At 59.0% G+C, this 25,820-nt stretch carries 20 protein-coding genes and 1 pseudogene; 4 read left to right on the top strand and 17 right to left on the bottom strand.

Annotated elements, in window-relative coordinates:
• Window positions 1-419: 419 nt before the first annotated feature.
• The 8 genes from ABLV11_RS15445 to nqrC form a co-directional block, all read right to left on the bottom strand.
• Window positions 420-905 carry a TlpA disulfide reductase family protein gene (locus ABLV11_RS15445; RefSeq protein ID WP_224252062.1) on the bottom strand — a complete coding sequence of 162 codons (486 nt, stop codon included), beginning with the start codon at window positions 903-905 and terminating at the stop codon, window positions 420-422.
• A complete protein-coding gene (locus ABLV11_RS15440) occupies window positions 892-1,587 on the bottom strand; it encodes an ABC transporter ATP-binding protein (RefSeq protein WP_004102812.1) in 696 nt (231 codons plus the stop codon). The genes ABLV11_RS15445 and ABLV11_RS15440 overlap by 14 nt, the downstream gene beginning before the upstream one ends.
• A gap of 4 nt (window positions 1,588-1,591) precedes the next feature.
• The gene (locus ABLV11_RS15435) at window positions 1,592-2,722 is read right to left on the bottom strand and encodes an FtsX-like permease family protein (RefSeq protein WP_004102814.1); all 1,131 of its coding nucleotides are present in this window, start codon (window positions 2,720-2,722) and stop codon (window positions 1,592-1,594) included.
• Window positions 2,712-3,995, bottom strand: coding sequence for an ABC transporter permease (locus tag ABLV11_RS15430; RefSeq protein ID WP_004102819.1), 1,284 nt, complete (start codon window positions 3,993-3,995; stop codon window positions 2,712-2,714). Before ABLV11_RS15430 ends, ABLV11_RS15435 begins: the two co-directional genes overlap by 11 nt.
• A 2-nt stretch (window positions 3,996-3,997) precedes the next feature.
• The gene (locus tag ABLV11_RS15425) at window positions 3,998-5,377 is read right to left on the bottom strand and encodes a Fe-S-containing protein (protein ID WP_224330733.1); all 1,380 of its coding nucleotides are present in this window, start codon (window positions 5,375-5,377) and stop codon (window positions 3,998-4,000) included.
• A gap of 262 nt (window positions 5,378-5,639) precedes the next feature.
• Complete coding sequence (locus ABLV11_RS15420; RefSeq protein WP_004102822.1) at window positions 5,640-6,167, bottom strand: iron transporter; 528 nt, start codon at window positions 6,165-6,167, stop codon at window positions 5,640-5,642.
• A 27-nt stretch (window positions 6,168-6,194) separates the two neighbouring features.
• Window positions 6,195-8,135: an FTR1 family protein gene (locus tag ABLV11_RS15415; RefSeq protein WP_049591876.1), complete on the bottom strand. Its 1,941-nt coding sequence runs from the start codon at window positions 8,133-8,135 to the stop codon at window positions 6,195-6,197.
• Between the two features lie 250 nt (window positions 8,136-8,385).
• Window positions 8,386-9,156, bottom strand: coding sequence for an NADH:ubiquinone reductase (Na(+)-transporting) subunit C (gene nqrC, locus ABLV11_RS15410; RefSeq protein ID WP_348855407.1), 771 nt, complete (start codon window positions 9,154-9,156; stop codon window positions 8,386-8,388).
• A 303-nt stretch (window positions 9,157-9,459) separates the two neighbouring features.
• On the opposite strand from nqrC, the gene ABLV11_RS15405 reads away from it, so the two are divergent.
• On the top strand, window positions 9,460-10,542 hold the full coding sequence (locus ABLV11_RS15405; protein WP_004102825.1) for a malate/lactate/ureidoglycolate dehydrogenase: 1,083 nt from the start codon (window positions 9,460-9,462) through the stop codon (window positions 10,540-10,542).
• Between the two features lie 237 nt (window positions 10,543-10,779).
• On the top strand, window positions 10,780-12,930 hold the full coding sequence (gene fdhF / locus ABLV11_RS15400; RefSeq protein WP_016809484.1) for a formate dehydrogenase subunit alpha: 2,151 nt from the start codon (window positions 10,780-10,782) through the stop codon (window positions 12,928-12,930).
• A 271-nt stretch (window positions 12,931-13,201) separates the two neighbouring features.
• Here fdhF and ABLV11_RS15395 read toward each other — a convergent pair whose 3' ends face one another.
• A complete protein-coding gene (locus tag ABLV11_RS15395) occupies window positions 13,202-14,353 on the bottom strand; it encodes a M20 aminoacylase family protein (RefSeq protein WP_023321150.1) in 1,152 nt (383 codons plus the stop codon).
• Window positions 14,354-14,635: 282 nt separating this feature from the next.
• On the opposite strand from ABLV11_RS15395, the gene ABLV11_RS15390 reads away from it, so the two are divergent.
• Entirely contained in the window at window positions 14,636-15,841 is a 1,206-nt protein-coding gene (locus ABLV11_RS15390) for an MFS transporter (protein WP_004102828.1), read from the top strand.
• A 100-nt stretch (window positions 15,842-15,941) separates the two neighbouring features.
• On the opposite strand, the gene ABLV11_RS15385 is transcribed toward ABLV11_RS15390, so the two are convergent.
• From ABLV11_RS15385 to ABLV11_RS15350, 8 genes and pseudogenes are all read right to left on the bottom strand, one after another.
• A complete protein-coding gene (locus ABLV11_RS15385) occupies window positions 15,942-16,664 on the bottom strand; it encodes an amino acid ABC transporter ATP-binding protein (protein ID WP_004102830.1) in 723 nt (240 codons plus the stop codon).
• Complete coding sequence (locus ABLV11_RS15380) at window positions 16,648-17,415, bottom strand: amino acid ABC transporter permease (RefSeq protein ID WP_004102832.1); 768 nt, start codon at window positions 17,413-17,415, stop codon at window positions 16,648-16,650. Before ABLV11_RS15380 ends, ABLV11_RS15385 begins: the two co-directional genes overlap by 17 nt.
• A gap of 64 nt (window positions 17,416-17,479) precedes the next feature.
• Window positions 17,480-18,250: a basic amino acid ABC transporter substrate-binding protein gene (locus tag ABLV11_RS15375; RefSeq protein WP_004102835.1), complete on the bottom strand. Its 771-nt coding sequence runs from the start codon at window positions 18,248-18,250 to the stop codon at window positions 17,480-17,482.
• Window positions 18,251-18,345: 95 nt separating this feature from the next.
• Entirely contained in the window at window positions 18,346-19,245 is a 900-nt protein-coding gene (locus ABLV11_RS15370) for a MurR/RpiR family transcriptional regulator (protein WP_064344473.1), read from the bottom strand.
• Window positions 19,242-20,212 (bottom strand): annotated as a pseudogene (locus tag ABLV11_RS15365) (ABC transporter substrate-binding protein); the annotation flags it as partial. The pseudogene ABLV11_RS15365 and the gene ABLV11_RS15370, both read right to left, overlap by 4 nt.
• On the bottom strand, window positions 20,206-21,258 hold the full coding sequence (locus ABLV11_RS15360) for an iron ABC transporter permease (RefSeq protein ID WP_224250517.1): 1,053 nt from the start codon (window positions 21,256-21,258) through the stop codon (window positions 20,206-20,208). The pseudogene ABLV11_RS15365 and the gene ABLV11_RS15360, both read right to left, overlap by 7 nt.
• Entirely contained in the window at window positions 21,255-22,280 is a 1,026-nt protein-coding gene (locus ABLV11_RS15355; RefSeq protein ID WP_053064957.1) for an iron ABC transporter permease, read from the bottom strand. Before ABLV11_RS15355 ends, ABLV11_RS15360 begins: the two co-directional genes overlap by 4 nt.
• Window positions 22,277-23,098: an ABC transporter ATP-binding protein gene (locus ABLV11_RS15350; RefSeq protein ID WP_004102842.1), complete on the bottom strand. Its 822-nt coding sequence runs from the start codon at window positions 23,096-23,098 to the stop codon at window positions 22,277-22,279. The genes ABLV11_RS15355 and ABLV11_RS15350 overlap by 4 nt, the downstream gene beginning before the upstream one ends.
• 557 nt (window positions 23,099-23,655) lie before the next feature.
• On the opposite strand from ABLV11_RS15350, the gene ABLV11_RS15345 reads away from it, so the two are divergent.
• Window positions 23,656-25,677, top strand: a complete 2,022-nt coding sequence (locus ABLV11_RS15345) for a TonB-dependent siderophore receptor (RefSeq protein ID WP_097365455.1) — start codon at window positions 23,656-23,658, stop codon at window positions 25,675-25,677.
• Window positions 25,678-25,820: the final 143 nt, after the last annotated feature.

Genomic DNA, 25,820 nt, shown 5'->3' with positions numbered 1-25,820 from the left:
GGTGATTGGGATTTGGCAAAAGCCTAAAACGTTGAGGTGATGAAATATTAAGAAAAGATTAAGTTTTTCTGTTTTTAAACCTGCCGAATAAGGCATTTTTAAATAAACGAATAAAACTTGTTGGCGCAGGGCGCGGTAAATCGCTGACTTCCATATCATGAATGGCAGCGGCTGATAGCCGACGCTACGGAGTCAGTATGTATAAGCGAAAACTCCCGGGTCGCGGCTGACGCCTTATCCGGGCTACGGGACCGCTGACGGTGTGAATCCGTAGCCTGGCTAAGCGCAGCGCGGGCCGGGTGAACGCTAAGCCGGTGCATTTGGCTTCACACCTGTCCCGGAGGTGGTGCTGACGCACCTGTCCGGGCTACCGGCCCGAGAACCTGTAGCCCAGCTAAGCGCAGCACGAGCTGGGGAATTTACCGTTGCGCCAGCTGGCGCAAAACCGTTCGTAGTTCATCGGGCTTACGCATCCCCTGATGCCAGTCCAGCACCCTACCGTCGCCATCAATTAATATTGATGTTGGCGTACCGATAACCTGATAGCGCTCCTGAGTTATTTTCAGCCGATCGCGCAGCACCGGATAGCTAATCCCATGCTTCGCCAGCAGCGGCGCGATATCCACGGACTCCGGATCGGTATTCACCCCCACCACCACCAGCTTATCCGGCCAGCGCTGGCTGAGCGCCTGCAGGGTATCCATCTCCGCCAGACAGCCGCCGCAGCCTGCGGACCAGAAATTAAGATAGACCGCCTTCCCTCGCCAACGATCGAGGCTGACCGGCGACTCCTGTAAATCGAATGCCGCCAGCGCAGGTGCCGTTTCGCCGCGAGCCAGCTTCTCTTCTTTGCAGCCGCTAAGCAGCGCCAGCGTCAGAAACAGCATCACTTCAGGCATGCGCATGATGATTCACCTCCTCGCCGAGATACTTTCCGTGCTGCAAACGCACGATGCGGTCAGCGAATTGACCCAGCGCCGGATTGTGGGTCACCATAACAATGGTTCGCCCCTGGCGGTGTAAATCGGTCAGCAGATCCAGCACCCGCTGCTCGTTCTCTTCGTCAAGGTTACCGGTCGGCTCATCGGCAAAAATAACCGGCGGCTCGTTAACCAGCGCCCGGGCAATGCAGACGCGCTGCTGTTCCCCGCCCGACAGCTGGCTCGGTAAATGGGTCACGCGATGCTCAAGTCCCACCTGAGCCAGCACCGCTCTGGCGGCGCTCTCATCCACCACGCTGTGGTAATGCTGCGCCAGCATGATGTTTTCCAGCGCCGTCAGAAACGGGATGAGATGGAACTGCTGGAAGACGAGGCCAATTTTCTGCGCGCGAAAGCGACGGCGCCCCTCTTCATCCAACGCCGCGGCGTCGGTGCCATCCAGGATCACCTGTCCTTCACTGGCGGTATCCAGACAGGTAAGAATGTTCATCAGGGTCGTTTTGCCGGAACCGGAGGCGCCCATGATGGCAACAAACTCGCCGCGTGCGATGCGCAAATTAATATCCTCCAGCGCCGTAACTTCCCCGAACCGCTTATATAAATGACGCGTTTCAATCGCCATTTGACGCAAAGACGTGACGGTCATGGCGTTACTCTCCTTTCAGCACTTTCGCCGGTTCGACGCTCACCGCGCGCCGCACCGGAACAATGGCCGCCAGCAGGGCGACCAGTAAAGACAGAACCAGGGTCAGCGGCAGCACCGGCAGACGCAGCGAGATGCTGGCGTTAAACACCGTTAGTCCCAGCAGCTGCGCCAACAAATAGCCCAGCCCCCAGCCGCAGACCACCGCCGCGAGGGTAATAATGCTGGTCTCCAGCAGCATCTGGCGGGTAATATCGCCGTTGCTGGCGCCCAGCGCTTTTTGCAGCGCAAACTCTTTCGCCCGCTCACCGACAATCGCCATCAGGGTGGTGTTAACGCACAGGGACGACAGCGCGAGGATCACCATCGACACCAGCCCCATCAGCCCCTTAATTTTATCCAGCACCTGCCCCTCGGAAGCCGACACTTTGCGCACCGGACGAATCTCAAGGTTCGGGTACTGATGCTGCAGCTGGCTGGCATAGCGCTCCACCTGGCCCAGGTCATTGCTGACGCTAAGCAGCCCGTGACTGATCGCGCCGGGCTTTTGCAGCCAGGACTGCGCCACATCGAGGCTGACGATCAGCATATTGTCGGTCGCGTCCCCCGCCTCTACGATGCCTTTAATCAGCAGCGTCTTACGCCGGCTATGGTCTACCAGCGTCACGCTATCGCCAACATTCAGTGCCAGGCGCTGCGCCAGTTTGACGCCAATCATCGCGTTGCGATCGTCAAAGCTGACGCCGATCCAGCTGCCGTTGACCTGCCAGTAAGGCACCAGCTTTTGCAGCGACTCAAACCACACCCCGACCATCACTACTTTCTCCAGCTCAGTACGCGCCGTACCGTACAGCCACGGACTGGCGCCGTGAATCAGGCCCGCCGGCGCGCCATCAAGAATGGCCTGAAGCTCCGGCTGCGGCATGCTGGCGCCGTGGCCCGGACCAATATAAAAATTGGCGCCGAAGGTGCGCAGCTCTTCGCTCATTTTGCTATTGATATCGAACCACACGGCGGAGAGTGCGGTCACGATGGTCGCCCCTACCGCCAGCGCGGCAAACACCACGCTGACCCGCTGCATTCTCAGCCGCAGCGCTCGCCACACCAGCAGCCACAGCATGTCGCGCTTAGCGGCCATATAGCACCTCCACAGGGTAAAGACGAGCGATCCGGCGGGCCGGGAACCAGGTACCGATTAAAGCAATCAGCACCGCTATCACCAGCACGCAGGGCACCACCACCCAGGCAAAATTCAGCGGCGTAGCAAACAGCATCAGGCCAATAGCCTTTGCCAGCCCCCAACCGGCGATACAGCCCAATGCGCCGCCGACCAGGCCGCCCAGCGCCGCCTCAAGGTAAAACAGCAGCAAAATTTGCCACTGGCGGGCGCCCAGCGCTTTCATGAGACCAATCTCTTTGGCGCGCTCCATAATCGTGCTGGTCATCAACGAGGCGATGCCCATCGCCGCCGCAGCCAGCGCGGCCAGAGTCACCACCCCCATCAGCAGCTGAATTTTGTCGATAACCACACCTTCCGAAGCAGCAACCTGCCAGACCGGACGCACCTCGGCGCCGGAAATGGCCTCTTCCAGCTGGTGGGCGATGGACGATACGTAGGCGGTGCAGTACCAGAGATCGTACTCTTCGGCATTCAGCGCCTCGAGATCCTCACGGGCACGGCGCGACAGCTCGTTCTCCGGTACCGTCAGCGCCGAGACGCGGATCGCCTGCACTTTTCCCGGTAGACCGAGCAGCTGCTGCACGACGCTAAGCGGCATCACCAGTTGGTTATCCTCATCGCCGCCGCTGGACAAAATACCGCTCACCTGGACGTTCAGCACCCTATCCGCAACGTTGAGGACCAGGCGATCGCCGGGCTGCCAGCCGTAGTTTCGCGCCAGCGCGTGACCGACCAGCGTTTGCGGCGTCTCGCCGACCGGCTCCTGCGGCCATGCGCCGGTCACCTGCCAGAAGGGGCTGACCGTCCGCTGTCCGGTCTCGTACCCCTCTTCATCCGGGATACTGACCGGCTGGCTAAAAAAAGTGCCCAGCACGCGAATATCCTGTCCTGCCACGTTTACCTCGCCGCCGAGCATCGGGGCAAAGCCAACGATGTTATTGCGCCAGAAAATATCTTTGATGTTCGGCAGCTCGGATTCATCAAGAAAGTCGTCGCTGGCCAGCGGGTTGCTTTGCTCGCTGAACAGCGCCGGCAGCGCCGCCTGCCCGGCGGGCTCAATTAAAATATTGGCGCCGTAGGATTTCAGCTCGCGGGACATTTTGTCGCCGATATCGATAGAGACCGCCAGCAGCGCCGAGATCAGGCTGGTCGCCAGAAACACGGTCAATACCGCCAGCGCTTTGCGCCGCAGGTTGCGCCCCCACGACTGGTAGATCATTCGCCACAGCATGGTTACTCCTCCTTCACCGCGTCGGGCACAAACTGCTCTGGCGCATTGCGGAAACGGTCATAGTTGGCTTCAGAGGAGAAGAACCAGGTTTTACCGCCATAGCTGTATTTGTAGTCGGCGCGGGTGTTGGTCAGGGTGGAGCCATCCACCGGATCGGTGACGTTAATCGTCAGGACGGTAGAGAAATAGTTACCTCCGCCGGCCAGCGCCGCGCCGGGTATCGTCAGCTCTTTGTCATCGTTGCGCCAGCCGTCGATCGGCACCGGGTTACAGCCGCCGGGCTTGCCAATCGAGGGGATAAAAATGTGCACACCGCAGGCGACACAAATCACCTGATTGCCTTCCATAACGTAGCCCTGATCGCCGCACAGCAGGCAGGCGTCAAACACCACGCCAAAGCGCAGCTTATCGGGATAGCGGTTAATGATAAAAAAGCGAATCGCTTTGCCGTCGTCCGCCACCCAGACGAAGCGATGCAGTTTGCCATCTCGAACCTGCTCGACCGGAATATGCACCTGGCCGTCGGCGGCCAGCGTAACCGCCTGCGCCTCGGACAAGCGCGGCGGCTGCGAAGCCACCAGATTCCACCATAGCTGGCCGCCGATAATCGCCAGCGCGCAGCAAACGGTGGTCAACCACAAACGGCTGGCTTTACGGCGTTCGGCCAGCGCAAGGCGGCGGGAGATGGGGTCCTCCGCGGCTTTAACCGCCCGATAATAGCCGCGTAGCGCCGGGATCCAGCACAGACACAGCAGCAGCAGTATCGCGGCGGCGGCCCAGTTGTACATCGCCGCGTTGTTGGTCACCCTGGCGACAAAGCTCAGCAGCGGTTTCAGCAGCGGTAGCACCTGTAGCTTCATCAACAGCAGCAGCAGGTTACCGCTGAGCGGTAGCCACAGCAGGACCAACAGCAGCAGGGCCAGCGGCCAGTAGAAGCCGCGCATTCTGCGCAGCAGCATGGCGCAGAGCGCGCAGGCAAGGCACAGCAGCGCGAACGCCGCAGCCAGCGCGGTGATATTCAGCAGCAGATCGGTGTTCAGAACGTGCGTGGAGGTCAATCCGCCCAGGTTCGGGTCCAGCGCCCAGTGCCGGGCTGCGCCGAAAGTGAGGAGCCATTGCCACAGATAGCGAACGCGCGGCGAAGACCAGCTGAAGCTCAGTAAAAACAGCAGCGATACGAGGATTTCAGCGCCGACCAGCAGAAGCTCCAGCATCTGGCTCGGGCGAATATACAACCCGGCCAGTAGTCCGCAGCCCAGCGCGGTAAGCAGCGTCCAGACCAGCGGACGCAGGACGGGAGGCGCGCCGCGCGCCCAGAGTACGGCGGAAAGCAGCGCAATGCAGGAAAAGGCCTGTAGCGTCGTGACGAAAAAATAGCTCATGACTTTAACTCAGTACGGCGGATGAATAACACGCCGCAGGATGACCGCCCGGCCATCCTGCGTGAAAACACTCGCATCTGAGGATGCTGAGACTGATGACAACCCTGCTTTAACGATGGCGTCGCATTTCTGGCGGCTAACGCCTCACTCTGCTTACAAAAAAGTAATATCAGCAAGTTATGCGTTACCACAGGATCGCGAATGCGAAACGGAGATTTGCAGCAGGGCGCGCTTTGTCAACAATCTGAGCCTCCGGAGACGCTTAGTTCAGACCGACATATTTAAACTCATAGCTCACATCAAACGGCTTCCACCAGCGGCCGACGCCGGTTTCGCTATCGGTATGGCGGTGCATCCCGGCTTTCGACGGCGGGTCAATGTGGTAGGTGACTTTATAGTTACCCACGCCCATCATCTTGATGTTCGCGCCGTAGTGCGGGCCGTCGCTCGCCACCATCGGCATAAAGGTGCCTTCCTGTTTTTCGCCGGTATCGCTATTGACCAGGGTGTAGGAGATCGTCAGATAAGGGATCCATTCACCTGCGCCAAAACCATTTTTACCGCCTTCTACCGCGTGAATATCCGCTTCCAGATGGATATCCGACTTCGCTGCCGGCAGCCCCATGCCGCGCGGCTCCATATCAATAGGCTGCAGGTAAACCGCGGCGATCTCCATTTCATTCATGGTGACCGGCTCGCCGGCCGGATACTCTTTAAAGGCCAGCGCCGCGGGCGCGGTGAAGATACTGGCCAGGGTGGCGCTGATCATCAGGGTCTTCTTCATGGTCATCTGACTCATCCTCTCGTCTTAAAATGGTTAGCAATGCGTTTTTATGGTTTCAGCGGGTGCCTGACGACGGCGCATGATCCATAGCGCCGCCAGCGCCGCGAGCAGCAATATGCCCTGCGGCAATAGCGTTTCCACATAGGGATAAATTCCCAGCCAGCTGATTTCCGGTATTCCGGCGATCAGCGTTGGCTGAAATAGTTTGCCCTCCACCAGTTCCAGTACCCCTTTTCCAGCGAAGACAAACGCCATCAGGTACATAAAACCGCCGGTGAACAGGAAGAAGGGTTTGAGCGGTAGCCGGACCACCGAGTAGCGCATGACGAGCCAGGCGATCAGCAGAACGACACAGCCGATAACAAATCCGGCGCCGATGGCAAGATGGCCCGGCAGCCCCTGGGCATCGCCAATCAGGGCGTAATAGAACAGCACCGTTTCGGCCCCCTCGCGGTAGACCGCAAGGAAGCTGGTTAACCACAGTCCCACCAGCGAACCGCGCGACAGCGAATGGGAGAGTTTGCCCTCAAGCCAGGCCTTCCAGTGGCGGGCTTCAACTTTGGACAGTAGCCAGTAGCTCATAAGGAACAGCATCACTACCGCAATCAGCATAGTGATCCCCTCCAGCAGCTCGCGGCTGGCGCCGGATTGAGTAAACAGCAGCTGGAAGATAAACGCCGTCGCCACGCTGGCGACCAGCGCCACCATCACCGACTGGCGGATCAGCGGTAGTTTGTCGTGATGGTTGTTTTTAACCAGATACGCGACGATAGCCGCCACAATCAGCAGCGCTTCCAGCCCTTCGCGCACGATGATCATCAGGCTATAGAGCAGCAGGCTCCACTGGGTCTCTTCGCCTTCGCCAAGCATGGTGACCGCTTTTTGCAGATCCGCCTCAAGGGAGGCGGCTTCCGCGGCCAGCCTTTCCTGCGGCTGTCCGGCCTTCATCAGGCTGACCATACGGGTAAAATGGGCCTCCAGAGAAGTTTTAAAGGCCGCATCGCGAGAACCGATTTTGTTCTCCATCCCGGTGGCTTCAAAGCGGTCGAAATAGGTGTCCTGTACGTCGAGGATCGCCTCCTGCCCCTCCCCATTTTGATAGCGCGTTAGCGCGGCGTTGATGCTCTGGTTAATCCCCTGGGCGACGCTTGCCCAGTCCGCGCGGGCGGTCGTTTCATCAGCCAGCGCGGCGTTATCGGCACCAGAGGGAGCGCCCATCGGCCGATCGTCGCGGGTGGTTGGCAGACCCGGCAGAATATCTTCCAGATCCTGTAATAGCGTGGTGACCTGATACGACACCTCGTTCAGGCGGTCAGGCTGGGCGGTCAGAGTCAGCAGCGCGCTAAACTGTTGGTTAATGGCGGCCGCTTCCTTCGCGGAACGATTTTGCCGCACCGAGGTTTCCATTCCGGAGTTTTTAAATCCCTGATACTGCGCCTGCTGCACCTGCTGGCTGGCCTGCGCGTAGTTGCCGGCCTGATACTCCGTTACCGCCTGCGCCATCCTGTCGTCAAGGGTGCGGAAGCTCTCCTGCCAGTGCTGCGCAATGTCATCGCGCGTAAGCGCGGTATGCTGCTCTTCCGCCACCAGCCTATGCCCGCCGTCCAGCACCGGCTCAACTTCACGCAGCGCCTGCTTCAGCCCGTCGATACGTGCCTGCACCTCGCCGATCGGTTTGCCTTCACCGATCATGCGGCGGATCTCGCCGAAAGTGCTCTCCATCTCGTAGCTCTTACGCGCCGAGATATTGATCCGAATTGGCCCTTCAAGGTTTTCAAACACTTCAAAGTAGGCCATTTGCACTTCGCGCCGCGCGTCGGTATTTTTTTGCTGCTGATAAAGTTCTGCCGTTTTATCAAGACGTTGCTCGATATCTTCGATATAAGGCGCATACTGGGTCTGCGCCATCGCGCACGCGCTGCCAAACAACAGGCTCAACAGCATCAGCAGCAGGAAGGAACGAGGGCCAGTCATGACAAATCCCTTGCGAGTTAATGATAATGATTATCGTTGTCATTTTTACTCGCAATGTACATGACCTGGATCATGAAAATGTCAACCTGTGACAATTTATGTAAAATGTTGCAAAGAAATAATTATTAATAACTATCCGTTATTAGCGCGTGAGCGACGCCTGGCTTGCGCGAAATAGCTGTCGTGAGCGCATAAAAAAACCGGCGCGATCTTCGCGCCGGTTATGAGGCATATTTTGGCTTGTTCGATATTAACGGCGTAATATCTCAGGGTTATGCTGTAGCTGCCGGAGAAAATTGCCGTAGCCCTGCTCACCCACCCAATAATTAATACTCTTCTCGACGCCGACGGAGGTTAACGTCGCGCCGCTGATACCATCCACGGTGTAATCATCGTGCTGGCCAGGAGTATTTTGTACGACCTTCAGCGCCGGCTGGCCGTTATTATCGCGTATTTTTTTGCCCGGCCATTGGCGACGCCATTCGGGATCTGTCACGCGCGCGCCCAGCAGCGGCGTCTCATTTTGCTGATAATACAGCAGGTCTTTTACCGTGCGACCATCGGTAGCCAGCGCGATCAGGCCATACATCATCGATTTTGCCCCTTTACCGTAAAAAGGCAGTATAACCTGCTGAATTTCATTATCATTATCGCGAATAAGATAAACCACTGCCCGCGGGCAGCGCTGGCGAATGGGCGTTGGGTTCTGCGCTACTGCCGGTTCACCGCAGCCTTTTTGCCCAGCGGTATCCTCTCCCGGCGCAACAAACTGGCCGCTATCCAGATTAACCTGACGAACGATCACCCGTTTTGCATAGAGCGATTTCAGCGCCTGCAGATCGCGCGGTTCGTTGCCGGTTAAACCCGCCACCTGCAGCACCGCATTTTCTGTCGCCGCATTTTCCGGTACGGCATAATTGTCTTCGGACAGTAAAAACCAGGCGGCAACAATTGCAAAAATAAGAATACAAAACACCATCAAAATTAAAACAATAATTTTACCTTTACGCATGCGCTTCATTTTCCCATCGGTTGGCATCCTTAATACAGAGTGCAATCATTTGCCTCTGGCTGTCCAGAGCTGATGATAATTATTATCGTTATCATTAATTCTGCGGAGCGCCAAAGCCGGCGGGATAAATATCCCCGACTGCAGAGAAAAATATCTCCCCCCTATTTTTTATTTCTCCCCTGTTCTCTGGAGATGATCGCCCAGCGTAACGACAGCCGCGCGCAAACCTTGATCTTCGCCGTTGCTCAGCGCAGCATGGAACGGCAAACACACTAAAACAATAATCTGCAACCCACTCACAGGAGAGAATCAGTGCAAACAGGACATCGCTTCCAGGCCACGGATCTGCATCATTTTGTTAAAACCCTTTTCGCCCATATGGGAAGCTCCCCCACCGAAGCGTCGCTTATCGCCGACCATCTGGTTGCCGCCAACCTGGCCGGACATGACTCCCACGGCGTAGGCATGATCCCGAGCTACGTACGATCCCACGCGCAGGGCTATCTGCAGCTCAACCGCCACGCCAGCGTGATGAAGGACGCGGGTGCGGTTGTCACGCTGGACGGCAACGGCGGCTTCGGCCAGGTCGTGGCCCATGAAGCCATGCAGATCGGTATTGAGAAGGCGAAACAGCACGGTATGGCCGCCGTGGCGCTGCGCAATGCGCATCATATTGGCCGCATCGGCTACTGGGCGGAACAGTGCGCCGCCGCCGGAATGATCTCTATCCATTTCGTAAACGTGGTTGGCAACGTGATGGTCGCCCCGTTCCGCGGCAAAGATAGCCGCTTCGGCACGAACCCGCTGTGCGTGGTTTTTCCGCGCGCCGGCCATCCGCCGCTACTGCTGGATTACGCCACCAGCGCCATCGCTTTTGGTAAAACCCGCGTTGCCTGGCATAAAGGCGTGCCGGTCCCCGCAGGGTCGCTGATCGACGCTCGCGGCGTCCCCACGACCGACCCGGCGGTGATGCAGACGTCGCCGCTGGGGGCGCTGCTGACCTTTGCCGAACACAAAGGCTACGCGCTGGCGACGCTGTGCGAAATTATCGGCGGCGCGGTATCCGGCGGTAAAACTTCGCATCAGGAGACGCTGCAGGGCAGCGTGGACGCTATCTTCAACTGCATGACCACCATTATTCTCAGCCCGGAAGCGTTCGATGCGCCGGATATGCAGCGCGAGACCGAAGCGTTTATCGACTGGTGTAAACAGTCGCCGCACGAGCCTGACGCGCCGATTCTGGCCCCGGGCGAGTGGGAAGAGGCTAACCGCCAGCAGCGCCTGGCGGAGGGCATTCCGCTGGACGCCGGAAGCTGGCAGGCGATTTGCGCCGCCGCCGAAGAAGTCGGTTTACCCGCCGACACCCTCGCGCGGCTGCGGCAGAAGCTGGCCTGATTTTCCCGCCATGACGCCCGCCCGGGCGTCATGTCATCGTCATTAGTGTCGACATCACTGCCGCCATCTCTTTTCCGAACAAATATTATCTTTATATTCAATGAATTAATTTTTGGCACGCGCTGTGCATAACGCTTGCGTCATTTGCCGGTACGCTGGCTTATGGCGCCCTGACACCGGCGGGCCGGGCCCGGTCTGTCCGTTGTTGTTTATTCACTGTTAACAGGTCTGTTACTGATGAAAAAAATCACGAGCGTTTGCCCTTATTGCGGGGCCGGTTGCAAACTTAAGCTGGTCGTCGAAAACAATAAAATTATCCGAGCCGAAGCCGCTGATGGCGTCACCAACCAAAATCAGCTGTGCCTTAAAGGCTATTACGGCTGGGATTTTCTCAACGATACCCAGCTGCTGACGCCGCGTCTGCAGCAGCCGATGATTCGCTATCAAAAAGGCGGCAAATTCACCCCGGTAAGCTGGGATGAAGCTATCCGCTATACGGCGAAAAAACTGCGTGAAATAAAGGAGAAGCATGGCCCGCGCGCCATTATGACGACCGGTTCATCCCGCGGTACCGGCAATGAAACCAACTATGTGATGCAGAAGTTCGCCCGCGGCGTGCTCCACACCAATAACGTCGACTGCTGCGCCCGCGTCTGCCACGGCCCGTCGGTAGCCGGACTTCAGCTGGCGCTGGGTAACGGCGCGATGAGCAACTCGATCAGCGATATCGAAAACTCAAAATGCCTGCTGGTCTTCGGCTATAACTGCGCCGACTCTCACCCTATCGTCGCCCGCCGGGTGATTAAAGCCCGGGAAAACGGCGCGAAAATCATCGTCTGCGACCCGCGCCGTATCGAAACCGCGCGCATCGCCGATCGCCATCTGCAGCTCAACAACGGCAGCAACATGGCGCTGGTCAACGCCTTCGCCCACGTCCTGCTGGAAGAGGATCTCTATAACCACGATTACGTCGACCGTTTTACCGAGGGGCTCGACGCCTATCGCGAAACGGTAAAAGACTATTCACCTGAAGCCGTAGAGGAGATAGTCGGCGTGCCGGCCGCTGAAATTCGCCAGGCGATGCGCATGTTTGCCGCCGCCCCCTCCGCGACCATTATGTGGGGCATGGGCGTCACCCAGTTCGGCCAGGCGGTGGACGTCGTCAGAGGGCTGGCCAGCCTCGCGCTGTTAACCGGTAACCTCGGACGCGCCAACGTCGGCGTAGGCCCGGTGCGCGGGCAAAACAACGTTCAGGGTGCCTGCGATATGGGCGTATTGCCAAATATGTTCCCCGGCTACCAGGACGTCACCGACGCCAGCGTTCGCGATAAGTTTGCTAAAGCATGGGGCGTTAACCCGGCGGTCATGGACGACCAGGTCGGCACCCGAATCACCGAAGTGCCGCACAAAGCGCTGGCCGGCGAAATCAAAGCCTACTACATCATGGGGGAAGATCCGCTGCAAACGGAAGCCGATTTGGGCCTGGTGCGCAAAGGGATTGAGGCGCTCGATTTCGTGGTGGTGCAGGATATCTTTATGACCAAAACCGCAGAGATCGCCGATGTGCTGCTGCCCGCCACCTCCTGGGGCGAACACGGCGGCGTCTTCACCTGCGCCGATCGCGGTTTCCAGCGCTTCGAGCAGGCGGTTATCGCCACCGGCAACGTTAAGCGCGACTGGGAAATCATTTGCCTGCTGGCCAGCGAAATGGGCTACCCGATGCATTACGACAATAACCAGCAAATCTGGGACGAAATGCGCGAGCTTTGCCCCCTGTTCTACGGCGTCACTTATGAAAAAATGGGCGATATGAACCACGTTCAGTGGCCGTGTCCGACGCTGGATCACCCCGGTACGCCGTGGCTGTATAAAGATAATCTCTTCGACACGCCGACCGGCAAAGGCCAGCTGTTTGCCGCCCCGTGGCGAGCGCCGGCCGAAACCCCGGATGAAGCCTACCCGCTGGTGCTCTGTACCGTGCGCGAAGTGGGCCACTACTCGTGCCGTTCGATGACCGGTAACTGCGCGGCCCTGCAGTCGCTTGCCGATGAGCCGGGCCGGGTGCAAATCAATCGCGCCGACGCGCAGCGTCTCGGCATCGCCGATCAGCAGCTGGTGTGGGTGAGCTCGCGACGCGGTAAGGTGATTACCCGCGCCGACATTAGCGATCGCATTAACCAGGGCGCGGTGTATATGACCTACCAGTGGTGGGTGGGTGCCTGTAACGAGCTGACGCAGGATAATCTCGATCCGATCTCGAAAACGCCGGAAACCAAATATTGTGCGGTGAAGGTAGAGGCTATTGCGGATCAGCGCTGGGCCGAGCAGTATGCATGGAACAGCTACAGCGAGATGAAAGCCCGCCTGAAAGCGGCCGTGAACGTGTAAAACACCGGAGGGAGAGACGTGCTTCTCCCTCCATATCAAGTTTTGCTCCCGGGGGCGGCGCGCAACGCGCCTTGCCCGGGCTACAGGTTCAGTGCCGTCTGCGGGCCGGTAGCCCGGACAGATGCGCAGCATCGCCTCCGGGAAACTCTGCCACTCTGCGCGCGGCTCCCGGGGGCGGCGCGCAACGCGCCTTGCCCGGGCTACGGGTTCAGTGCCGTCTGCGGGCCGGTAGCCCGGACAGATGCGCAGCATCGCCTCCGGGATCGGTCTCTTACGCCAGCAGCGTCTCCACCAGCGTCGTCCACAGCGCCACGCCGTGCGGAATCAGTTCATCGTTAAAATCATAGCCGGCATTATGCAGCGGCTTTGACGCCGTCTCGCCATCGGTGCCGATCCAGAAATAAGCGCCCGGGCAGGCCTCCAGCATGCAGGCAAAATCTTCCGATGCCATGGACGGATTACCGTTCCAGATCACCGCCGACTCGCCCAGAAGCGCACTCGCCACCTCACGAACTTTCTGCGCTTCAGCAGGATGGTTGGTGGTCACCGGATAGCCGGGATACCAGGCGATTTTGCCTTCCACGTCTGATACCTGCGGCTGGGCGGCGACATAGCTCTCGATCAGCCCCCTGACCCGCTCGCGCACCTGGTTGTTCAGGCAGCGAAAGGTGCCGCGCAGCACGACTTTATCCGGCAGCACGTTAATCGCCTCCCCGCCGGAAATCTGGGTAATGCTTACCACCGTGGATTCCTGCGGCGACAGGCGGCGCGACGGAATGGTTTGCAGCGCCATAATCAGCTGTGCCGCGGCGACAATCGGGTCCGCCCCGCGCTCCGGCATCGCCGCATGGCAGCTCTTGCCGGTCAGGGTGATTTCAAACGCATCGAGAGAGGCCATCATCGCTCCGCTGCCGATCGCCACCTGGCCCAGCGGCATACCCGGCCAGTTATGCAGCGCGTAAATGGCATCCATCGGGAAGCGCGCAAACAGCCCCTCTTCCACCATTTTACGCGCGCCGCCCAGGTTCTCTTCAGCAGGCTGAAAAACAAAGTGCACAGTGCCGCGAAAGCATCGGGTCTGCGCCAGATGGGCCGCCGTCGCCAGCAGCATCGCGCTATGGCCGTCGTGGCCGCAGGCGTGCATCACGCCCGGGTTTCGCGATTTATAGCCGACGTCGCTCAGCTCGGTTATCGGCAGCGCATCCATATCGGCCCGCAGGCCAATTACCGGACCGGGGCCGTTCTCCAGCGTCGCGACCACGCCCGTACCCGCCAGCCCGCGATGCACCTGAAGGCCAAATGAAGCGAGCAGTTCAGCCACCCGGCGCGACGTTTCCTGTTCCTGATACCCCAGCTCAGGGCAAGCATGAAAATCACGTCGCCAGCGAATGGCCTCGGCGATCAGTGAAGGGGACACAGCCATGACATACTCCTTTCCTGCACAGCTTCAGCGCTGAACGAGTGTTTTATGCGATTTTTTAGGGCTACGGGTAACCCGCTAGCCTATTGGTTATATCCTTTCGCCCGCTCGCTGACAACTTCCGCCAAACCCAGCGCCAACGCGCCCCTGCGCGGCATCCGGCCTGCACTGCGTTTTTTTGTAGTCATATCAACGGTGACATAAGGCGTGCGATTAATTATTATGCAGCTATACTGGCGTTTTGCCGAATAATTCACTCTACAGACCTCCTTAACCGAAAATAAAATGTTCAACCCAGAGCAGAATCGTCTTGCCCCCACGCTGGCGATGATCATGGCGGCTTCATTAGTGGGATTTATCACCGGATACACGGTGCCCTTAATCAGTCTGGAGCTGGCGCAGCAGCAGATTGATACCGTTTACGTCGGCCTGCTGGCCGCGCTTCCGCCAGCGGGGATGATGATCTCCTCCTTCCTCTCACCCGCGCTGTGCCGGCGTTTCGAGATGGGGCTTCTGCTCTCCGTCAGCCTGGTGGCGCTGGCGGCAGCTACGATCGCCTCCTGCCTGTCGTTTGATATGCTTCATCTCCTGCTGCCGCGTCTGGTGACCGGCCTGGCGTCAGGGGTAATTATCGTCATTGGCGAAAGCTGGATCACCGGCGGCGCGGCGGGGAAAAATCGGGCCACCCTGACCGGCATTTATGCCTCCGCCTTTACCGGCTGTCAGCTTGCGGGGCCGCTGCTGATCTCCGCCGGAGAGGCCTGGCAATCCTGGACGCTGCTGTTGGTCGGCGTGGTGACCCTCGCCTGCCTGCTGATGCTGCGCCACCTGCCAACCGGCAGCCGCGAACGGCTGGCGGAACGGGCCAGCTGGCGCAGCCTCGGCGCTTTTTTACCGGTGCTGGCTTCCGGCGTTTTCTGCTTTGCCTTTTTTGATGCCAGCATACTGGCGCTGCTGCCGCTTTACGGTATGGATAAAGGGCTGAATGAAGTGACGGCGGTATTGCTGGTTACGGTAGTACTTACCGGCGATGCCGTATTTCAGGCGCCGCTGGGCTGGATTGCCGACCGCTTCGGCATCCGCCGCGTACATCTGACCTGCGCAATGGTCTTCTGCCTCGCCCTGCTGGCCCTGCCGTTCCTGCTGGCATCGTACATCCAGCTGATTGTCGGCTGCCTGATTCTCGGCGCCGCGGCGGGGGCACTCTATACCCTATCGCTGGTCCGCGCCGGGAAAACCTTCTCCGGGCAGAAGCTGATAATGATCAACGCCCTGCTGGGCTTCTTTTGGTCTGCGGGCAGCGTGGCCGGCCCGGTGGTCAGCGGCTTGTTGATCAGCGTCTCGGGCTATGACGGCCTGCTTATCACGCTGTTTGTCAGCGGCGCGCTGTTCCTGCTGATTCAGTGCCTGGGCAAAAACGAAAAAGCGCTACTGGCGGACGAACGTGAGCGCGAAGAAGAGAGGGATGATATTCGCGAGGCGGCGCAGTAACGCTTAAGGGCAGTCACGGTTTGACAGAACGAAAGCGCCCTCATCGCCCGCGCAAGGTCTTCTCCCCGGCAGCGCCGTCGCGCGCCGGGGCCGGGAGTCGTTAAAGCACTTTACTCAAAAACGCGGCGGTGCGCGGGTTAGTCGGCGCGCCAAAGATCTGCGCCGGTTTACCCTCTTCCTGAATGATGCCCTGGTCGATAAAGATAACCCGGTCGGCCACTTCACGGGCAAAGCCCATCTCGTGGGTTACGATCACCATGGTCATCCCTTCGCTGGCGAGATTTTTCATCACCTCCAGCACGTCGCCCACCAGCTCAGGATCGAGCGCCGAAGTGGGCTCATCAAACAGCATAATCGATGGCTTCATCGCCAGCGCGCGCGCGATGGCCACGCGCTGCTGCTGGCCGCCGGAAAGGCTGGAGGGCCAGGCGTCGCGCTTATCGCTCAGTCCGACTTTCGCCAACAGCTCTTCCGCCAGATGCGTTGCCTCCGCACGCGCCATGCCGCGCAGGCTCATCGGGGCCATAATCAGGTTTTCCAGCACCGTTTTGTGCGGGAACAGATTGAAGCGCTGAAAAACCATACCAACGCTTTCCCGCATCTTATTCAGGTCGGTCGCGCGATCGTGAGCGGCATAGCCGTTCACCTCGACTTCGCCTTCGCTAACGGTTTCCAGCGCGTTCATGCAGCGCAGGAAGGTGCTTTTCCCGGAACCGGACGGCCCGATGATACAGACCACTTCCTGTGGCTTAATATCGCAGCTGATGCCGCGCAGAACGTGGCTGTCGCCGAAGCGCTTGTGTAAATTATGAATGTGAATCACTTTTGCCAAACCTCTTTTCCAGACGGTTAACCAGCTGCGCCAGCAGGAAAGTAATAACCCAGTACACCAGAGAGATGGTCAGGTAGGGTTCCCAGTAGGTGGCGTAAGCGCCGGAAACGGTGCGCGCGGCGTAGGCCAGGTCCGCCAGACCAATAGCCGACGCCAGCGAGGAGTCCTTGACGATGGCGATGGCGTTGTTGCCCAGCGGCGGCAGTATGCGGCGAAACGCCTGCGGCAGAATCACCTGACGCATGGTTTTCCACCACGGCATTCCCAGCGCGCGGGAAGCTTCCATCTGCCCCTTATCGATCGACTGGATCCCGGCGCGGAAAATCTCCGATACGTAAGCCCCGGCGTTCAGCGTAATCGCCACGATACAGGAGAGAAACGCGCCGTAGTTTGAGCGCAGCTCGCGGGCAAAATCGGCGCTCATCATGCCGCTGGTCACCAGCAAACCGTCGCGGGGATTGATAAACAGCGGCACCAGCGCAAAGTGCACCACCATAATTTGCACGAACAGCGGCGTGCCGCGAAACGCGCTGACGTAAAAGCGCACCGGAAACTGCACCAGGTAACGCAGAACGTACTTCCATACCCCATGTTCGGCTTTCGCCATGCGCCCCAGCCCGAGGGTCAGCCCCCACAGGGTGCCGAGGATCACGCAGATAATGGTACATTTAATGGTCATCAGGGCACCGTCCATAAACAGCGGACCGTACTCCTCAATGATCTCCCAACGGAATCCCGTCATAGCCCTTCCCTAAAAAATACGGCTATCGCCAGTGTCGATAGCCGTGATGAAAACAAAAATCGAATTATTGCTGCGCTGGCAGTGTCGGAACGTTCTCGTCGAACCAGGTTTTATAGATTTTGGCGTAAGTGCCGTCAGCGACGATCTTCTGTAAACCGGCGTTTATTTTCGCCTGCAGCTCGCTGTTGCCTTTGGCCACCGCGATGCCGAAATACTGGCGCTCAAATTTGGCATCCGGCACCAGCTTGAACTGCTTCTCGGGGTGCTGCTTAATGTAATATTTCACCACGCCGACGTCGCCGACCGCGGCGCTTACGCCGTCTTCAAACAGCTCCTGCAGCATCAGCGGGGTATTATCAAAACGCTTGATTGACGTGCTGTTCTTACCCAGCACCTCGGAAACCACAATATCGCCGGTGCTGGAGTTCACCACGCCGACTTTCTCATTTTTCAGCGCCTCAAGGGAGGTGACTTTCGAATCCGCCGGCACGACGATGGACTGCTCGGCCGGGAAATAAGGGGCGGAGAAATCCACCATTTGCTTACGCTTATCGGTGATGGTGATCCCGGAAATAATAATGTCGCGATCGCCGGTACTGAGGGTGGCGAAGATCCCTTCCCACGGCGTATTGACCAGTTTGATATCAAAGCCTTCCGCTTTGGCGATCGCTTTAATGATATCGATATCAAAACCTTCCAGCTGTTTTTGGCTGTTCTCAAATTCAAATGGGCGATAGGTGCCGCCGGAGCCCACCACATACGTTTGCTGAGCCGCCTGAGCGGTGCCGATCATTGCTGCCACCAGGCAACATGCTTTCATCCAGTTCTTAACCATGACAACTCCGTTTTATGCATTAATTTTGCATAAAAATACACACAGTCAGCATGGCATGCAACCGGAAACCTTCCCGACGGTAAATTATCTGTCGTTTAGCTTCGTTTACCGCCGGATTTACCAATAGCCCGATGCAATTCATTGATCCGCTTCATCGATTTCACCGTTTTTTGCGGCGCGGTGGAGGCGACCGACAGCACAATCATCTCCAGGCATACCAGCACCGTACCGTGCAGCGGCACCCGACCGTTATCGCCGCCGCGCGGCACCTCAATCACCACCTGCGCCTCCTGGCTAAAGCGAGAATCCACCGCCTGGGTCAGCAAAATCGTCGGTATTCCCAGTCGCCGGGCCTCGCGCAGGGTCGTCATCCCCTCCCGGTGCGGCGACTTTTGCCCCATCATAATCAGCACGTCGCCGCGCTGCAGGCCGATCAACTGCTCGGCGAGGCTAAACCCGGTGCGGTTCATCACGTACGAAGGCAGACCGATGCGGCTCAGCAGCCGGGCGGTATATTCCGCCAGAATGCCCGAGGCGCCGATCCCGAAAATCCCCACCTGGCGGGCGTCGGTCAGCAGCGCCACCGCCTGCGCCACCGCCGCACGGTTGGCGGGGCGCGACAGCACTTCGCAGGCCCGCTGATGCCCGTCCAGCACGAAATCGATGCTCGAATTGACGTCGCTGGACAAGGCGCTCACCGTGGAGATCATTTTTTCCGACGAGGTCGCCGACGGGCCGAACCAGCGCTCCATGGTCTGCTTCAGCTCCCGCAGGCCGGCGAAGCCGAGCGCCTGGATGGCGCGCACCACCGTGGCGTCCGAGGTATTCGTCGCGGCGGCGATTTCCATAGCCGTGCGATCCAGCACCGCTTCCCGGTTTTCGTTGATATAGCTCACCACCGCCAGCAAACGCGGCGACAGTTGATGCGCGCGAGCGCGAAAACGTTCACCGAACAGGTCCACCCGTCCCTTCTCTCTTTTAACCACCGTTTTCATTGCAATCCCTCGGGCAAAGGACGACCGGCAATGTGCGACTGCACCTGGGCGACCATCAGCGACAGCGCGGCGTAGGAGTTAGAGATAACCTCCTCGCGCGGCAGCAGAATATAGCGCCCGGTGCGGCAGGCGCGCATAAAGTCGCACCAGCCGGGCATCGCGCTCTCCATCGCCTGCAGCTCATCCTGCGGCCTGCCGCCGGTATCGGAACGCCAGGTGGCAAATACGAAATCGGCGTCCAGCGCCGGTAGCTGCTCGGCGCTGACGTCAATACGCTGGCCATCGGGGATGTTGTCGATCAGCGGCGGAAAGCGAAATCCGGCATCGCGCAGCACGCGTCCCAGCGCATGATAGGCGTGATGCACGGTAACCTTGCCGTTGTTGGCCTGAATCACCGAAACCACGATTTTTTGCGTGTCCACTATCGACTTCAGCTGGGCAATCTGCGCCTGATAGCGGCGTTCGAGAATCAATAACCGCGGCTGGGTGCCGGTGAGCTGCGCCAGCTTGCTATAGATGCGCGGCGCGCTGCCCTGCAGGTGGTCGATGCTGACCGTCGGCGCAATCTTCTCCAGCTGCTCCACCGAAACGTGGCGGCTGGGCTCGGTAATAATCAGGTCCGGTTCCGCCGCGGCTACCGCCTCGAGATCGATATCCGCCGTGCCGATAAACCGAATCGCGCTGTTATCAAAATCAACGCCGGTCAGCTGAGCGCTGGCGCGTAAAAAGTGGCTGCCGTCCGGACGCGTCCGGCCATGGCTGGCCACCGGCGGGGCGCCAAGCTCAATCAGCGGGATGGTGATATCCAGATCGTGCATCGACACAATGCGCTGCGGATGTCGTGGAACGGTGACCGTGCGACCTAAGTCGTCGGTAAAGGTTTGCGTATCGGCGGCCGAGGCGACGCCCGCCAGCAGCACCAGCAGAGAAACGAACCAACGCATAGCGATCCTTTTTGATTTACAGGGCGTCACGACGACGCCAGAGCAGAACGATAAAAAACGGGCAACCGACCAGAGCGATGACGATCCCAGCGGGGATCTGCAGCGGCGCGAACGCCAGTCGGCCAATGGTATCGGTGACTAACACCAGCAGCGCGCCAATTAACGCGCTGCCGCAGAGCAGCGCCACCTGGCCGCCGCGCAGCAGAAAACGCGCCATATGCGGCGCCATCAGGCCAACAAAGCCAAGGCTACCGACGCAGGAGACGCTGGCGGAGGTGAGCAGCACCGGCGCGAAAAAGCGCAACAGGGTGAGCTGCTGCAGACGTATGCCGAGGCCGATGGCCGTGCGGTCGCCGAGCAGCGCCACATCGGCGGCTCTGGCGGTCAAAAAAAGGATCATCGCCCCGGGCAGCGCCCAGCAGAAGGCAACGACCAACAGCGGCCAGGTCGCCGCGTGCAAACTCCCCGCCAGCCAGATCATCGCCGTTTGTACATCGCGCACGTCGGCGGTGGTCATAAAAATACCGACCGCCGCCGCCAGCGTCCACGACACGCCGATGCCAATGAGAATAAAGCGCGGGCGCGAACAATCGCGGGCCAGCGCCAGAACCAGCAGCGCCACCAGCACGCCGCCGAGCATTCCCGCCAGCGGCCGCCAGACCAGGCCCACCGCCGGGAAGAACAGCACCAGCGCCAGGACGACAATGCTGGCCCCCTCCTTCACCCCGATAAGCCCGGGATCCGCCAGACCGTTGCGGGTAATGCTCTGCATCGCCGCGCCGGCCAGACCGAGCATCGCCCCGCACAGCAGCGCCATAAACAGCCTCGGCAGGCGGATATCAAACAGAATAAATCGCTGCTGTTCGCCCACGTTTTCCCCACCCAGCAGCGCATGGAACAGGGTACCGGAGGACATCGGGAAACTGCCGCGGGTCAGGCCAAACAGCGCCAGCAGCAGGATGACGAGCAGCGCAACAGCGGCGATGTTTAATGCCGCGGGCCGCAGCAGAATGTGCCAGCGGCCGCAGGTCAGCGGCCGAAAGCCGGCGCGACGGACGGCATTTTTCATTTAAAAAACCTCGCGGCGATAACAATAAACACCGGCGCCCCCACCAGCGCGGTCATTGCGCCGGTCGCCAGCTCCTGGGGGGCCGCCAGCGTGCGGGCGGCGATATCCGCCAGCAGCAGCACCAGGGCGCCAACCGGAGCGGCCAGCGGCAGCGCCAGGCGAATATCTTCGCTAATCAGCCGGCGCACCGCGTGGGGGACCACCAGCCCGACAAAGCCGATCGGCCCGGCCACCGCCACCGCGGAGCCGCACAAAAGCGCAATGGCGGCCAGCCCCAGCAGGCGGGTCTGAACGATTTTCACCCCCAGCCCCAGCGCGACCTTATCGCCCAGCGCCAGCACGTTCAGACGCGGGGCAATGATCAGCGCGATCGCCAGCCCCGCCAGCGCCGGAAGTAGCGCAGCGCGCAGCGTTTGCCAGTTCAGCCCGGCAAGATCGCCCGCCAGCCAGGTACGCATCGCCAGTAGCGTTTGTTCATCGAGGATCAGAATCGCCGCCGTCACCGCCGAGGCAAAGGCCGACAGCGCCACCCCGCACAGGGTAATGCGCAGCGGCGTGACGCCACCGCGACCGGACGACGACAGCAGCATCACGCCGCCAAACAGCAGCGCCGCGCCGCAGGCGGCGGTCAGCGGCCTGGCTAACGCGACGCCGCCGAGGCTGATCCCCAGCGCCGATGTCGCCACCACCGCCAGCGAAGCGCCGGCGTTAAGACCGAGAATATGCGGCTCACCCAGCGGATTGCGGATCACGGTTTGCAGCAGCAGGCCCGCCACGCCGAGCGCCGCGCCGGTGAGCAGCGCCGCCGCGAGACGTACCAGACGTAAATCAACGATAATTCGGTGGTCAAAATTGCGCGGATCGTAATGGAACAGCGCCTGCAACACCGTTTGCGGGGCAATCCAGCGCGCGCCGAGCCCGAGATGCACCAGCGAGCCGCCCAGCAGCAGCAGGCTCAGCAATACCAGCGCCAGCCGGGGCCGGGATTGTCGGCGCTGCAGCAGCAGCGCTGAGGCGCTCATAAAGCTTTCTCCTCACGAGCGCGGAACGGCATAAAAAAGGGCTTGCCGGTCTGCGGGTTGAGCGACATCTGAACGTCCACGTCAAAGACGTTTTTGATCAGCTCCGGCGTGCAGATTTCCTGTTCATTAATCACCCCGGCGATCTGCCCTTTTTTGAGAAATACCAGCAGGTCGGCATAGTTCACCGCAAAGTTCAGGTCGTGCAGGACGGTCACCACGGTGCGGCCGTGTTCGCGGGTTAAGGTTTGCAGCAGTTCGAGGATATCGACCTGATAGCGCAGATCGAGCCAGGTAGTGGGTTCATCCAGCAGAATCGTCGCCGTTTGCTGAGCGAGGGCCATTGCGATCCAGCAGCGCTGGCGCTGGCCGCCGGAGAGGCTATCCACCGGTAAATGAGCGAATTCTGCGGTGCCGGTGAGCCGTAGCGCCTCTTCCACCGCCCGTTCATCGGCTTGCGACCATTGCCGCATCAGCCCCTGCCACGGATAGCGCCCGCGCGAAACCAGTTCAAAAACCGTCAGCCCCTCCGGGGTCAGCGGCGATTGCGGCAGAATGCCCAGCCGACGGGAAACTTCCCGGGTCGGCATCTGGTGAATCACCTCGCCGTCCAGACGTACGCAGCCCCCCAGCGGCTTGAGCATCCGGGCGATAGTCGACAGCAGCGTCGATTTACCCGAACCGTTGGCACCGGCCAGAACGGTCATTTTCCCGTGAGGAATGGTGAGATGAATATTGTCGATAATTAACGTCTGGCCATATCCGGCCGACAGGGAATCAAGGACGATTCCCTGCTCTGCAGGCAACACCCGCTGTGGCATAACTCGCTCCCGCGCCGCAACGGCGTGGCATCGGGCCCGCGCGTTCCGCACTCAAACATAAATAAATCTCATTCTCTTTTGATCATGCGGTGGATGAATGTAGTAGTCAAGACCCCATTACCGCGTCTGACTTCACGCTTTATCACCTCCGCGTCAATGACCAGGTAAAAAATTTATTATCAATAAAAACAAGAAAATAAACGCTTACCATCTCGTCAGATCGCCGCTAAATGATTGATTATTCATTTCGCCGATTTTTTATCTTACATAACGTTTACTACTACATTTCTTCGTGTTTGAATGATTCTCAATTACATATCTGGCGCGCGTTACGGCGTAAAAAACAGCCAGGTTTATTTTCCAGGGCAATGATTTTATTGGCTTTACCTCACCGCAAAGGCGAGGTTCGTTCACGAGAAACAACAATGACTCCATTAAATGTCCCTTCTTCGGCATTAAAAGGGCGTGCGCTTTTTTCACTAATTTTTTTCACCTCACCGGGATTATTGGCAGCGGTTAATAGCGCCGATACAACAAAAAAAACCGCCGACGAGACCATGACGGTCGTGGCCGACGGCAGCAGGCAAAGCGCCACTAACGGTTATCAGCCGGTCAATACGTCAACCGCTACCCTGACCTCCATGCCGATGCTGGATATTCCTCAGGTCGTCAATACTGTCAGCGAACAGGTGCTGCAGGATCAGCACGCGACGAACCTCGATGAAGCGCTGTATAACGTCGCCAACGTGGTGCAAACTAATACCCTCGGCGGAACCCAGGATGCCTTTACCCGCCGCGGCTTCGGCGCTAACCGCGATGGTTCAATCATGACCAACGGCTTGCGCACCGTACTGCCGCGCAGTTTTACCGCCGCCACCGAACGCGTCGAAGTGCTTAAAGGCCCGGCCTCAACGCTGTACGGTATTCTCGACCCCGGCGGATTAATCAACGTGGTGACCAAACGCCCGGAGCGCACTTTTGGCGGCTCTGTTTCCGCCACCTCCACCAGCTTTGGCGGCGGTACCGGCCGATTTGACGTCACCGGCCCCATTGACGGGACGCCGCTGGCGTATCGGGTTATTGGCGAATATCAGCATGAAGATTACTGGCGTAATTTCGGCAAAGAGAAGAGCAGCTTTATTAACCCCTCTCTGACCTGGTTCGGCGAGCGGGCGACGGTGAACGTGTCATATTCGCACCGTAACTACAGTACTCCCTTCGATCGCGGCACCATCTTCGATCTGAACACCGGTCATGCGGTGAACGTCGACCGTAAAACCCGTTTTGATGAACCGTTTAATATTACCGACGGTTATTCCGATCTCGCGCAGCTGAATGCCGAATACCGTCTCAGCGACGCCTGGACCGCCCGCTTCGACTACAGCTACAGCCAGGATCATTACAACGACGATCAGGCCCGGGTAATGGCCTACGACTCGGCGACCGGCAACCTGACCCGCCGCGTCGATGCCACACACGGTTCAACCCAGAAAATGCACTCTTCGCGAGCGGATTTACAGGGTAACGTGGTTATTGGCGGCTTTTACAACGAGATCCTCACTGGCCTGGCCTATGAGAATTACGATCTGCTGCGCACCGATATGATCCGCTGTAAGAACGTCAAGGGTTTCAATATCTATAATCCGGTCTACGGTACTGTTGGCAAATGCTCCAGCGCTTCGGCATCCGACAGCGACCAGCGCATTCAGCAGGAGAGCTACGCGGGCTACGTTCAGGACGCGCTCTATCTTACCGATAAATGGATTGCCGTTGCCGGAGTGCGCTATCAGTATTACACCCAGTACGCTGGTAAGGGCCGCCCGTTTAACGTCAATACCGACAGCAGCGACCAAAAATGGACGCCGAAAGCGGGCCTGGTTTATAAGCTGACGCCGTCCGTTTCGTTGTTCGGTAACGTAGCGCAGTCGTTTATGCCGCAGTCCTCTATCGCCAGCTATATCGGCAACCTGCCGCCGGAAGAGTCCACGGCGTACGAGCTGGGCGCAAAGTTTGAGCTGTTCAACGGCGTCACCGCCAATATTGCGCTGTTTGATATTGATAAGCGCAACGTTCTCTACACGGAATCCGTGGGTGATGAAACCGTGGCGAAAACCGCCGGTAAGGTGCGCTCTCGCGGCGTCGAAGTTGACGTGGCCGGATCCTTGACCGATAACCTGAGCGTCATCGCCAGCTACGGCTATACCGATGCGAAGGTCACCGACGATCCGGATTACAAAGGCAAACCGCTGCCGAACGTGCCGAAACACACCGGTTCGCTGTTCCTGAGCTATGACATTCATAACGTCTACGACAGCAATACGCTGACGGTGGGCGGCGGCGGTCGCGCGGTGAGCAAACGTTCCGGGACCAACGGCGCGGATTATTATCTGCAGGGCTATGCGGTGGCGGATGTGTTTGCCGCCTATAAGATGAAGCTGCAATATCCGGTCACCCTGCAGGTTAACGTGAAGAACCTGTTCGATAAGACTTATTACACCTCCTCCATCGGCACCAATAACCTCGGTAACCAGATCGGCGATCCGCGGGAAGTGCAGTTTACGGTGAAGATGGATTTTTAAGCCTCATCCCTGTCCCGGATCGCGGCGCGCGGCGCCTTATCCGGGCTACCACACTGCCCGCCAAACGGTCAGAATGAGCGCAATCCCTGTAGCCCGATGTGATGGACGCCTCCCCCTTACGGCATCAAAGTGCCAGACTGAGG

It is taken from the genome of Klebsiella sp. GW_Kp181, assembly GCF_040062315.1.
Classification (GTDB): Bacteria; Pseudomonadota; Gammaproteobacteria; order Enterobacterales; family Enterobacteriaceae; genus Klebsiella; species Klebsiella oxytoca.
Note: the sequence above shows the minus strand (reverse complement) of the source record. Positions and strands in the feature narration are given on the sequence as shown.